This is a genomic window from Flavobacterium cheonanense (assembly GCF_039539185.1).
GTDB lineage: Bacteria > Bacteroidota > Bacteroidia > Flavobacteriales > Flavobacteriaceae > Flavobacterium > Flavobacterium cheonanense.
This window is the reverse complement of sequence record NZ_BAABCT010000004.1, coordinates 25,257-37,914: the sequence shown is the minus strand read 5'-3', so window position 1 is coordinate 37,914 and position 12,658 is coordinate 25,257. Positions and strand designations below refer to the sequence as shown.

The 12,658-nt window shown below is 30.2% G+C and carries 11 protein-coding genes; 4 read left to right on the top strand and 7 right to left on the bottom strand.

The genetic code is table 11. The features are described from left to right. Nucleotides 1-87 precede the first annotated feature (87 nt). From aroB to ABD766_RS08515, 4 genes are all read left to right on the top strand, one after another. Nucleotides 88-1,149 carry a 3-dehydroquinate synthase gene (gene aroB / locus ABD766_RS08530; protein WP_344816279.1) on the top strand — a complete coding sequence of 354 codons (1,062 nt, stop codon included), beginning with the start codon at nucleotides 88-90 and terminating at the stop codon, nucleotides 1,147-1,149. Between the two features lie 287 nt (nucleotides 1,150-1,436). After that, complete coding sequence (locus tag ABD766_RS08525; RefSeq protein ID WP_298307463.1) at nucleotides 1,437-2,837, top strand: type III PLP-dependent enzyme domain-containing protein; 1,401 nt, start codon at nucleotides 1,437-1,439, stop codon at nucleotides 2,835-2,837. Between the two features lie 83 nt (nucleotides 2,838-2,920). Continuing rightward, nucleotides 2,921-3,895 (top strand): deoxyhypusine synthase family protein, encoded by a 975-nt coding sequence (locus ABD766_RS08520; RefSeq protein ID WP_344816278.1) that lies wholly within the window; start codon nucleotides 2,921-2,923, stop codon nucleotides 3,893-3,895. Nucleotides 3,896-3,904: 9 nt separating this feature from the next. Then, nucleotides 3,905-4,327: a DNA primase gene (locus ABD766_RS08515; protein WP_298309149.1), complete on the top strand. Its 423-nt coding sequence runs from the start codon at nucleotides 3,905-3,907 to the stop codon at nucleotides 4,325-4,327. Nucleotides 4,328-4,436: 109 nt separating this feature from the next. Here the strand turns inward: ABD766_RS08515 and ABD766_RS08510 are convergent, their stop codons facing one another. The 7 genes from ABD766_RS08510 to ABD766_RS08480 all read right to left on the bottom strand — a co-directional run bounded on the left by ABD766_RS08510 (nucleotide 4,437) and on the right by ABD766_RS08480 (nucleotide 12,632). Beyond that, on the bottom strand, nucleotides 4,437-4,955 hold the full coding sequence (locus tag ABD766_RS08510) for a DinB family protein (RefSeq protein WP_344816275.1): 519 nt from the start codon (nucleotides 4,953-4,955) through the stop codon (nucleotides 4,437-4,439). A 20-nt stretch (nucleotides 4,956-4,975) separates the two neighbouring features. Next, nucleotides 4,976-6,193, bottom strand: a complete 1,218-nt coding sequence (locus tag ABD766_RS08505) for an ATP-binding protein (protein ID WP_344816274.1) — start codon at nucleotides 6,191-6,193, stop codon at nucleotides 4,976-4,978. Between the two features lie 191 nt (nucleotides 6,194-6,384). Then, complete coding sequence (locus ABD766_RS08500) at nucleotides 6,385-8,961, bottom strand: phosphoenolpyruvate carboxylase (RefSeq protein WP_344816273.1); 2,577 nt, start codon at nucleotides 8,959-8,961, stop codon at nucleotides 6,385-6,387. 249 nt (nucleotides 8,962-9,210) lie between these two features. After that, nucleotides 9,211-9,690, bottom strand: a complete 480-nt coding sequence (locus ABD766_RS08495) for an Lrp/AsnC family transcriptional regulator (RefSeq protein WP_035127172.1) — start codon at nucleotides 9,688-9,690, stop codon at nucleotides 9,211-9,213. Between the two features lie 78 nt (nucleotides 9,691-9,768). Beyond that, nucleotides 9,769-10,908: a M14 family metallopeptidase gene (locus ABD766_RS08490; protein WP_344816272.1), complete on the bottom strand. Its 1,140-nt coding sequence runs from the start codon at nucleotides 10,906-10,908 to the stop codon at nucleotides 9,769-9,771. A 106-nt stretch (nucleotides 10,909-11,014) separates the two neighbouring features. Further along, nucleotides 11,015-12,022, bottom strand: a complete 1,008-nt coding sequence (locus ABD766_RS08485; RefSeq protein WP_344816271.1) for a hypothetical protein — start codon at nucleotides 12,020-12,022, stop codon at nucleotides 11,015-11,017. A gap of 58 nt (nucleotides 12,023-12,080) precedes the next feature. Next, entirely contained in the window at nucleotides 12,081-12,632 is a 552-nt protein-coding gene (locus ABD766_RS08480) for a 1-acyl-sn-glycerol-3-phosphate acyltransferase (RefSeq protein ID WP_344816270.1), read from the bottom strand. Nucleotides 12,633-12,658 lie beyond the last annotated feature (26 nt).

The following is a 12,658-nucleotide window of genomic DNA, read 5'->3' as shown; positions in this document are numbered from 1 at the left end:
TAAGAGAATTTTAACTAAAAAATAAGTTATCGCTAAAGTTTAAATGGATAAAATAATATCTCTATTTTTGTTCAAAATAAAATTTGTATGCAATCTATCGAAGCCAACGGTTACCAAATATTTTTCAATGAAACTGGATATGAAAAAATAAACCTCTTTATATCTGAAAATAATTATTCCTCTATTTTCATTTTAGTTGATGAGCATACTAATGAATATTGTCTTCCAAAATTTTTACCAAATTTGGCTACAGAAATTCCGATTGAAATAATTGAAATTGAAGCAGGTGAAGAAATCAAAAATATTACAACTTGTGTAGAAATTTGGTCAATTTTATCTGAACTTGGAGCTGACAGAAAAAGTTTGATAATTAATCTAGGTGGTGGCGTTATTACAGATATTGGCGGATTTATTGCTTCTACTTTCAAAAGAGGAATTGATTTTATAAACGTTCCAACTACGCTATTAGGAATGGTTGATGCCTCAATTGGTGGAAAAAATGGAGTTGATTTAGGAAATTTAAAAAACCAAATCGGTGTAATTAATGTTCCGAAAATGTTGTTGATTTCTACCGATTTTCTTGAAACTTTGTCTCAAAGAGAAATGCGTTCTGGATTAGCAGAAATGCTAAAGCATGGTTTGATTTATGATAAAAATTATTGGGAACAATTTTTAGATTTAACTAAAGTTGATTTTGCCGATTTTGATGCTTTAATTTATCGTTCTATTGAAATTAAAAACGAAATTGTAAAGCAAGATCCTACAGAAAATGGAATTCGAAAAGCATTGAATTTTGGTCATACTCTAGGTCACGCAATTGAAAGTCATTTTTTAGAATCGGAAACACCCCTTTTACATGGTGAAGCCATTGCTATTGGAATGATTTTAGAAAGTTACCTTTCAAAAGAAAAAGGATTACTTTCTAACGAAGAATTTCATCAAATTAAATATATTATTTCTAACATTTATGAACCTCATAATTTTAGTGATGAAGACATTATTTCTATCCAAAATTTACTCATTCACGATAAGAAAAACGAGTACGGAAAAGTTCAATTTGCATTAATAAATGGTATTGGAAAAATCATCATAAATCAATCTGTTGAAAATGAATTAATTATTAATAGTTTTAACGATTACAAATCATAAGATATTTTTATAAAAATTATTGCAATTCGGTAATTTTATTTTTTACATTTGTCCTGATGAAAAACAATACTAACACTACTACCAATAGCACTTTCACGCTAAAAACCAATTCTGGTTTTCAAGTACTATGTGTTGCGTTTTTAACATCTATTCGGACTATTTTAGGCTTGTTTTTAGAATTATTCAAATCTGAAACTGAAAAACTTCCTATTGTTTACGCTAATATTAGGGTTTGAGAAAATTAGATTAACTGTTCTTTAAATAATCTAATTAATTTTCAAAATCAAATGAATACAAAATATTTCGACCTAATTAATCAAACTTATTATTTTCCTCAAGAAGAATTTACATTAAATAAAGATAGTGAACTCCTTTTTCATAACATCGATTTAATGAAATTGGTTGAGCAATATGGTACTCCATTAAAATTTACTTATTTACCTCAAATTTCTAATAACATTAAAAGAGCTAAAAATTGGTTCCGAAATGCAATGGAAAAAAATAATTATGAAGGTAAATATTACTATTGTTATTGCACTAAGAGCTCTCATTTCGAATACATCATGAGTGAAGCTTTCAAGAATAATATTCACGTTGAAACTTCATCAGCATTTGACATCAACATTGTTGAAAATTTATTAGAGAATGGTAAAATCAACAAAAGCACTTATGTAATTTGCAATGGTTTTAAAAGAGATCAATATGTTACCAATATTGCAAGATTAATTAATAATGGTCACAAAAATACTATTCCAATTATTGATAATTATGAGGAATTAGATTTGCTTCAAGCAGAAATTAAAGGAAAGTTCAAAATTGGAATTAGAATTGCTGCCGAAGAAGAACCAAAATTTGAGTTTTATACATCTCGTCTAGGAATTGGATATAAAAACATAGTTCAATTTTATAAAAAACAAATTCAAGAAAATGATAGATTAGAGCTCAAAATGCTTCACTTTTTTATCAATACTGGAATAAACGATACTGCTTACTATTGGAATGAATTAGTAAAATGTATTAAAGTTTATATTCAACTTAAAAAGGAATGTCCTACTTTAGATGGATTAAATATTGGTGGAGGTTTTCCAATCAAAAACTCTCTTGCATTTGAATATGATTATCAGTACATGATTGACGAAATCATAAATCAAATAAAAATTGCTTGTGAAGAAGCCGAAGTTGATGTGCCAAATATTTTTACTGAATTTGGTTCGTTTACCGTTGGTGAATCTGGTGGAGCAATTTATCAAGTTTTATATCAAAAACAACAAAATGATAGAGAGGCTTGGAACATGATTGACTCTTCATTCATCACTACTTTACCAGATACTTGGGCAATCAACAAACGATTTATTATGCTTGCTGTAAATAGATGGAATGATACTTATGAAAGAGTTTTACTTGGTGGAATGACTTGTGATAGTGATGATTATTACAACTCTGAACAAAACATGAATGCCATTTATTTGCCAAAATACAATAAAGAAAAACCATTATATATTGGATTTTTCAATACTGGTGCCTATCAAGAAACTATTGGTGGTTTTGGAGGATTGCATCACTGTTTAATTCCGCAACCAAAACATATATTAATAGACCGTGATAAAAACGGAATAATAGCCACAGAAGTATTTTCTGAACAGCAAACTGCTGACGATGTGTTAAAAATTTTAGGATACAATAAATAATAATAAATAAAACAGTTTGAAGTTTTCAAAAAAAAGTTTTTCTTTGATGACCAAACTACGAACATAAACATTAAATACACAAAATGAGCAAAGGACCAATAAGTCAGTTTATTGAGAAGAATTATCTTCACTTCAATGCAGCTGCTTTAGTAGATGCTGCCAAAGGATATGAGCAACATTTACTAGAAAATGGAAAAATGATGATAACTTTAGCTGGTGCTATGAGTACTGCTGAGTTAGGGAAATCGCTAGCAGAAATGATTCGTCAAGATAAAGTACACATTATTTCATGTACTGGAGCAAATCTTGAAGAAGATATTATGAATTTAGTTGCTCACAATTCATACAAAAGAGTTCCAAACTACAGAGATTTATCTCCGCAAGAAGAATGGGATTTATTAGAAAACCATTACAATAGAGTTACCGATACTTGTATCCCTGAAGAAGAAGCTTTCAGAAGATTACAATCACACTTATATGATATTTGGAATAATGCCGATTCAAAAGGCGAGCGTTATTTTCCACATGAATTTATGTATCAAATGATTAATTCTGGTGTTTTAGAACAATACTACGAAATTGATCCGAAAGATTCTTGGATGGTTGCTGCTGCAGAAAAAAACCTTCCTATTGTAGTTCCAGGTTGGGAAGACAGTACAATGGGTAATATTTTTGCTTCTTATTGTATTAAAGGTGAATTCAAACCTACTACAATGAAAAGTGGAATTGAATACATGATGTGGTTAGCAGATTGGTATCCTAAAAATTCAAGTGGTAAAGGTGTAGGTTTCTTCCAAATTGGTGGTGGAATTGCAGGAGATTTTCCTATTTGTGTGGTTCCAATGTTGTACCAAGATATGGAAATGCATGATATTCCTTTCTGGAGTTATTTCTGTCAGATTTCAGATTCAACCACTAGTTATGGTTCGTACTCAGGTGCGGTTCCAAATGAAAAAATCACTTGGGGTAAATTGGATATTCATACTCCAAAGTTCATCATTGAGTCGGATGCAACCATTGTTGCTCCATTAATTTTTGCATATTTATTAGACCAATAAAATACATTTATGAGAAGAGTTATTGTTGATTATGCTAAGCTAACTGGCGATATTTTAAACTTATTAGTAGAGAAATTTCCTGAAGGATATGACGATAGTGATATCATCCGTTTCAGAAATGCTCAAAACGAACTTGTTGAAGCTGTTGAAGTGAGAACTGAAGACACTATTTATTTAGTAAAAGTAAGTACAAAATTGGCGAGCAGAATGGAGAAATTTGATGAAGAAGACGATTTGGATTCAGTAATTGAACCTATTTCTCCAGTAAAAGGTCTAGACTTGGACGACGATGACATTCCAAGCGATGATGACGATGAAGAAGAAGATTTACTAAAAGACAAAGGCGGTTCTGACGATGGTGACGACGACGATGATGATGACAATGACGACGAACCTTCAGACAACTTTGACGACGATGACGACGAAGAATAAGTATTAAATTCCAATATTTTAAATCCCAAATTCCAATATTTAGTTAAGGAATTTGGGATTTTTTATAAACTAATTTTTGAAATTTGGAATTTCTCTTTTGGAATTTTTTCTAAAGATATCTTTCTTCAAAAACTCTTTGGTGATGATTTTGATGACCAATAATTATGAAACCGAGTGCTCTAACCGACATTGGATTGTTATTTGCATAACCAACTCTCAGAAGTTGCTCTTCATTAAACGATTTGAATAACAACAGTGTTGCATGACGAACAGCCGAAAACTCTGTTAGCAATTCCATGATGCTTCTTTTGTTTCCGTTGGCTTCATTGGCAAAATCATTCTCTTCATATCCAGGCAATTCGGTTTTGTCATTTCTAGCAAAACGTAAAGCTCTGTAAGCAAAAACTCTTTCGGCATCAATCGTATGCTGAATAATATCCTTAATAGTCCATTTTCCTTCAGCATAACTGTAGTCAAATTTATCCATCGGAATATCTTGCACAAATTTGATATACCGATGCAAAGAAATTTCTAATTCCTCAACAAGTGTATATTCATCAGAAACTTGTGCGACGTAGTTTGCATAGAATGGTTCGTATTCGCTGGATTTAATATCTTTTATAGTCATAATTTTATTTTTAAATATTGTTATTCCTTTATACTCATCCATTGCCAAGCTGGAATAACATTTATTATTAAATTGTCTTTTGTATAAGTATCTCTTTGATTTTGAGTTATTATAGTTGAATTATTTATTTTAAAATAATCCATTGCTTCAAACAAGCCATTCGTTTCTCTATCTATATTCATACTATTAATTTCAAAACAGACCTGATACAACTCTTTTGGAACACCATTTTTTGCTACAACAAAATCACACTCTCCTTTATTTTGATAGTAATATATCTCTTTACTTTTTCTTCTTAAATGTAAATAAACCGCATTTTCTAAAATATGACCATCATTTGGAGAAAATGTAATTTTGTTTTGATGGTAAATTCCCAAATCAATACAATATATTTTTTGAGGATTACGTATTTGTTTTTTTATAGAATAGTCAAATTTGGGTACAAAATCGATTAAATATACATCTTTAAAATAGGAAAAATAATCTAAAAAGGTTGTACTGGATTTGATTCCAAACATTCCGGATAATGAGTTTCCAGATACTAAAGTTCCTATATTTGATATTAAATAAACCGCCAATTGACGTAAGGAATTTACATCACGCAAACCAAAGCGTATAGCAACATCTCTGATTAATATATCATCAAGTAAATTATTTAAGTAGGTATCAATTCCCGTACGCAAATAATCAGGCATTCCACCTTTTTTGAGGTATTCGCAAAAAGAGTTTTCATTATTTTCAAACTCCATAAAAGTCAAAAACTCCGAATAAGAAAAAGGAAACAACTCAGTTGAAAAATGTCTTCCTGTTAAATGTGTTCCTAATTCCTTACTTAATAAAGAAGCATTTGAACCTGTTATTATTACAAAATAATCTTCTCTTAATAACTTATTTACAAATATTTCCCAACCTTTTACAATTTGTATTTCATCAAAAAAAAGAACTTTGGATTTTCTTTCTACAATTTCGTTATGCAAACGTTCAAAATCTTTTATCTCAATTCCTGCAAATCTTGGATCTTCAAAATTCAAAAATAATCCTTCATTTGGAAAATACTCCTTTTTGAATTGGAGCTGGATGGTACTTTTTCCGCTTCTTCGCAAACCTGTAATTATACTTGCAAAACCACTAGCCTTTGGTATCTTGTTAAGAATTTCTCTATGAACACCAACTTGTTTTTTCTCAAAAATGTTTTTTTGTGATTCTATTACAGTCGAAAATATTTGTTGTGCTATCATGATTTTAGTTTAACATTACAAATGTACAATATTAACCATTATAAATAATAAAAATAAAACATTTTAAATGATAGATATTAATCATTACTAATGAAAGATATTAATCATTACTAATGATAGAATATAAATAATCAGTAAATACAACTTTTAGAAATGTAATGCTTTCATTAAAAAATCCTTAAAAAAATATTTTAAGCCGAATTCCGACTAGCATTAGTATTTCCAAAAAGCGATCGCATTACTAATTTTTCATAAACTTCTAAAAGTTTTGAATCACTTCTACCCTTTTTGATTTCGTTGATTTTCATCAAGGCATATTGCTGAATGGTCAATAATGGCAAGACAATATCTTCGCGCATTTTGATAGAAGCTTTTCCGTCTGGATAGTTTTCCATTAGTTCTTTGTGTCCTGCAATTTTTAGTAGTAATCGCTTGGTTTCTTGAAATTCATCGAAGATTATTTGCCAAAAATCACCAAATTCAGCATCATTTTTCATGTACTGCGTTAGCGGAAAAAATGATTTTGCTAACGACATCATACTATTTTCTAATAAAGTTCTAAAAAACAAAGACGTATCAAATAACGTTTGTACTTTTTCCCATTGGTTGGTGGTTTCAAAATGTTTTAAAGCTGAACCAACTCCAAAAAATCCAGGTACATTTTGTTTCATTTGACTCCACGAACCTACAAACGGAATTGCTCGCAAATCTGCAAAATCAAGACTTTCGCTTGCATTTCTTTTTGATGGACGACTTCCAATATTAGTTTTGGAATAATAATTCAACGTACTCATTTGCTCCAAATAAGGAATAAACTTTGGATGATTTTTGAAACTCAAATATTTTTGATACCCAATTTCAGAAAGTTCGTCAATGATTTCCTTATCAGAATCAGACAAATTGATGCTTTCATTTTTGTAAATCTGATTGGCGACTCCAGCACTTAAAAGATTTTCTAAATTATAACGACACGATTCAGTTGTTCCAAAATTAGAACTAATAGTCTGCCCTTGAATTGTCAACTGAATTTCTTGATTTTCAATTTCTGAACCTAATGATGCATAAAATTTATGCGTTTTTCCACCACCACGCGCTGGCGGACCACCTCGACCATCGAAGAAAACAACTTTAATTCCGTATTTTCTTGATATGGTTGTTATGGTTTGTTTGGCTTTATAAATTCCCCAATTTGCCATCAAATAACCGCCATCTTTGGTTCCGTCGGAGAAACCTAGCATTACGGTTTGTTTGTTGTTTCTATTTTTTAAATGTGATGCATACTCTTTATTGGTGTACAATTGCTCCATAATTTTGTCAGCATCTTTCAAATCTTCAATCGATTCAAATAGTGGAACAATATCTACCGATGGATTTTCCCAATTGCATAATTTGAATAATGCATAAGTTTCCATAACATTCAAAGCACTTTCATTATTGGAAATTATGTAACGATTAGCTCCTAGTTCGCCATTATTTTCTTGAATTGTTTTGATAGCAAAAATAGAATCTAATGTTTGTTTTGTCATTTCATCGTTAAACAAGTCGGAAGAAATGTTTCCGGAGATTGTTGCTAGCAATTCCATTCGCTTTTCATTTGAATACGAAAAGTAATTTTTAAAATCTTCGTTACCAGTTCCGAATGAATCAAACATAGTTTTAATCACTTTATTGTGAATTTTACTATTCTGACGTATGTCTAAAGAAGCAAAATGAAATCCGAATAAATTAACTTTATTTATCAAATCATTGATGTCATCTAAATACAACGATTGGTGTTTTTCAATGCAAAGCAACTTGATTTCTTTTAGTCTATCTTTTAGTTCCGATAAGGTTATGTAAATAGTTCCTGTTGAATAAAATACAGAACGATATAGTTTATTTTCAATATCTGCAATTATGGTGTCAATTCCAGAAAATGTTAGTTTTCTTTTAAGTTTTCTAACATCCAAATAATATGATTTTAGAATTGAAGTTCTTAATCTATCAGCAACTTTTAAAGTGATTTCAGTGGTCACAAATGGATTTCCATCTCTATCACCACCAGGCCAAAATCCTAAATTTATAATCGAATTTGAAATAGGTTTATCTTTAAAAATATTCTTCTGAATGTACTGCAACATTTCACCAGAAGTTTGGTAAAAAACATTTTCAAGATACCAAATCAAACTCACGGCTTCATCAAAAGGTGTTGGCTTTTCTTTTTTGATAAAAGGTGTTTTTCCTAATTGTGCTAATAATTCTTTGATTTTATTCAAATCATTTTCACGAATGGCGTCAGTTAAATCGGTTATGATTCCTAAAACAGAACCTGGATAAAATTGGGTTGGATGTGCTGTTAAAACTGTTCGAACATTAAAATCTTCTAAAAATGAAATCAATTCTTGTTTTAACTCTTTCGTATCAGCACGTTCTTTTACATCACGAAGCGAACCTTTTCCTTCCATATTATTAACTACCGGAAAAGCTGCGTCTTCAATAGCATCAAAAAGAACAATTTGACGTTCAACATATTGAATGAAACGAAACATCAAACCAATTTTTTCTTCTTCGGAAACGTTATCTAAATATTTTTGCGCAAATGAATTTACAATTTCAATTGGCGAAAGATTATTCTTGAATCCATTATCACAAACTTCTGTAAAAAGTGGTAATAAAACTCCAGTATTATCAATAGCATCAAAAGGTAAAGTTATAAATACACTATTGTAAATGTGGTATTTAGATAATACATTTTGATTGAAACGTTCTATTTTTGGTAGTGTGTACATAGTTTATTTTTTAGACACGAATTTCACAAATTTGCACGAAAACATATTAACGAATTATTTCACAAATTACTAAATAAATTTGTATTGACGAAATAAGTTAGTTTGAAAATTAAACCATTAAGAAATTAAGAAAATTAAGATTTTAGATCCTTAATAAACTTTAATAATAAATATATTTGATTAATCTATAAAACAAAAAACCTCAAGCAAAAAACTTGAGGTTTGTATAAATTGATTTTCATTAGAAAATTAAATGTCTTTGAAAATGGTGTGCATCAAACGTTTTTTGTCGTTGATACTTTCCTCAAGTGAAATCATTGTTTCTGTTCTGTAAACACCTTCGATATCGTCAATCATGAAGATTACATCTTTAGCATGTTTAGTATCTTTTGCTCTTATTTTACAGAAAATATTGAATTTTCCTGTAGTTACATGAGCAACGGTTACGAAAGGAATTTCGTTAATTCTTTCTAAAACAAATTTAGTTTGTGAAGTGTTATTCAAGAAAACACCAACGTAAGCGATGAACGAATATCCTAATTTTTCATAATCTAAAGTCAATGAAGAACCCATAATGATTCCTGCATCTTCCATTTTCTTAACTCTTACGTGAACTGTTCCTGCAGAAATTAATAATTTTTTTGCGATATCAGTAAATGGAACTCTTGTGTTATCAATTAACATATCAAGGATTTGGTGATCTACTTCATCTAAACGAAACTTACTCATAATTACTAATTTATATTATTGTTTTGATTTACGAATACAAATTAATGCATTTTATTTAGTAAAAAACAAAAAAAGATGTTATTTTTTTAAACCATTAACAAATTTTATGCTATTTCCTAAATAAAAATTAGCTTTTTGATTTAATTTCGGAATATTCTCTTCATCATCTGAATACAACATTTTGTGTGCGTTGTACAAAACATGACCAAATTTTCCTTTCAACTCACCAATTTCAGCTATGTAAGCGTTTAATTGGATTGTTCCATCAATAAGCTCTTCTTTGTATTGAGCAGCAAAATTCGTAATTATTTCTTTACCATCATAATTTATTTTGATGTTTTTATAAAGAAAATCATAAAAAACGATATTATTTTGAGAAATTGACAAATATTTTGCGATTTCATTATCAACTACATCGTTTTCGTAAATATGCTTCAATCCAGAAATTAAAGCAATGAAAATCATTTTACGAGTATATTCTCTATAATAATCCTCTTGATAATGTCCAGCTTCAAATAAAATAGTAGGAACATTTAATGAGGTAAACATATCTCCAATGCAATTGATATTAAATCCGTCATCAAAACGTCCAACTTGATTTGGAATGTGATTTTGAAGTTCTTCATTCATTGCGACAATAACATTCATAGCTTTTGCTCGAACTTCGTTTATTTCACGACTTTCGTTAAAAGCTGGAGCTAGAAAAGAAACTGTTGCTACTTTACCTGCATTTCCTGCGCCAAAAATAGTTCGTTGATCGTGAAGATTATAACAAAAATCGGGTTTAAAATCCTCAAATGTTTTACGAAGTAATTGACTTTCTGGTTGAGACAAATCAGCAGAATCTCTGTTTAAATCAACTTTATTTGCATTTTCACGAGTATACAATTCGGCACCATCCGGATTCACCATTGGAAGAAAGCAAAAAGTGAATTCTTGAAGTAACTTCACTCCTATTTCCTCTTGCGAATGAATTACGTTAAAAAAATCAAACAAAGCTTTGGTTGTGGTACTTTCGTTTCCATGCATTTGCGACCACATGAAAATTCTGATTTTACCTGTTCCAATTTCGTATTTGTATATTGGTTTTCCTAAAACTGATTTACCAATGACTTCTGTTTGAAATTTAGACAAAAGCGGTTCGATATCTTTTAAAGTAATGTATCTTCCGAAAAGTGAATTGGCTTTGTACTCTTTATGTAATTCGATATAATCCATAAACTAAATTTGACACAAAGGTAATCAACTAGAATTATTTGAAAACAAAAAAACCTCCAATAAAACTATTGAAGGTTTCTAACAAAACTATAACAAATCAAACTAACTATTTTCTAATTAGATACACACTACTAATTCCAGGTTCTGGTCTAGACATTGTTGGAGCTGCATCACCATTTACAGTTGGTAAATTGAACGTTAATAACTTTCCACCAGCATTTAATCGTTCAGCAACAAAAACTTGTTCAGTTACATCGTCATAACTCACATCTACTGGATTTCCTAGGGTTGAATTTGGACCATAAAGTCTTATTTGACTTGATGTTGCAATTGTTCCCATATTTGGCGTAGCAGCTAAAACACTTGAAAAATTGTTGATGATTATCAAACCACCATCAGAATCTGAAGCAGCTGAACCAACATCTGTTAGTATCATTCTATTGTCGACAGCAGAAAATGCAATTCCGTGAGTTCTAACTAAACCTTGAATTGTAACTCTTTTTGTTGGCGTAATTGTTCCACTAGGGTTTGAAAAGAAATTTTCAAAAACAACAATATCACCAGTCAAATCTGCAGTTGCATACAAAGTAGTTCCGTTTACGAAGATTCCCCAATTTTTGAAGTTTACAGTATATACGTTTAATAAATTTAATCCAGTAGCCGTTTTTTGATAAACTAACAACTTATTAGTATTGCCATTTGAAGCAGCTTGATCTTGAGTTACAACAACTTTATCACCATAAACTGCTGTTTCTCTTGGGTTGGTGAATTCAGATGCACTTGAAAATTTCGTTGAAAGTGAAGTTAAATTATTAGTTATTGCCGATTGCAATCCTCCATAAACTTCTAATTTATTGTTAGTTCTTGATGCTAAAATTACTTCATCTGTTGTTGAATCATAATAAATACCATCTGTATCTAACGAACTAATAGTAAAACTTTTTACTGTTGGTGATGCGACAGATAAATCGCTAAAAGTTACTTTACCAGAATTATTACTAGAAGTAACAATCTTAAATTCTGAAGTTGTCATTGGTGTAGCTGGCGAATCATCATCACTACAAGAAGTAAAAGCAATTGCTAAAGTAGCAAGGAATAGAAAATTTGTTTTCATAAGTACTATTTTTTTTGTTTATAATAGTATTTACGAAAAATAAGTTGTGTTGGTTTTTTTATACTTTAAATCCGTTTTCCGGAATCTTACCTTTTACACCTTTAAAAAAAGGAAGTAGCCCTTTTAAATCTTCATCATAGTTAGCAGTTGGGAAGAAAGATTTACCTATGGTAACCTCTTTTTTACCAAAATCAAAAGCAACTGGAAGTATTGGTACATTGGCTTTTACAGCAATGTAATAAAACCCAGTTTTGAGTTCTGATACATATTTTCGTGTGCCTTCTGGTGCTATTGCTAATCGTAATTCGTCATAATCATCAAAAGTTTTTGCAATGGCATCTACCTTATTAAGACCTCCTGTTCGGTCTAGTGGTTTTCCGCCCATCCATTTAAAATACCAACCAAAAGGGAATTTGAATAATTCTTTTTTACCAACAAAATGCATTGGTACTTCGGTAATACCTCTTGTAAATAATCCTAAATAGAAATCGTGCCAACTTGTGTGAGGCAAAACCATAAAAACGCATTTATTTACATTTAGATTGCTAGCGCCAATTATTTTCCAACCCATTAATCGGAAGAAAATAAATTCATAAAGTCGTTTCTTCATCTCAAATATTTTGCGTAAATTTAGCA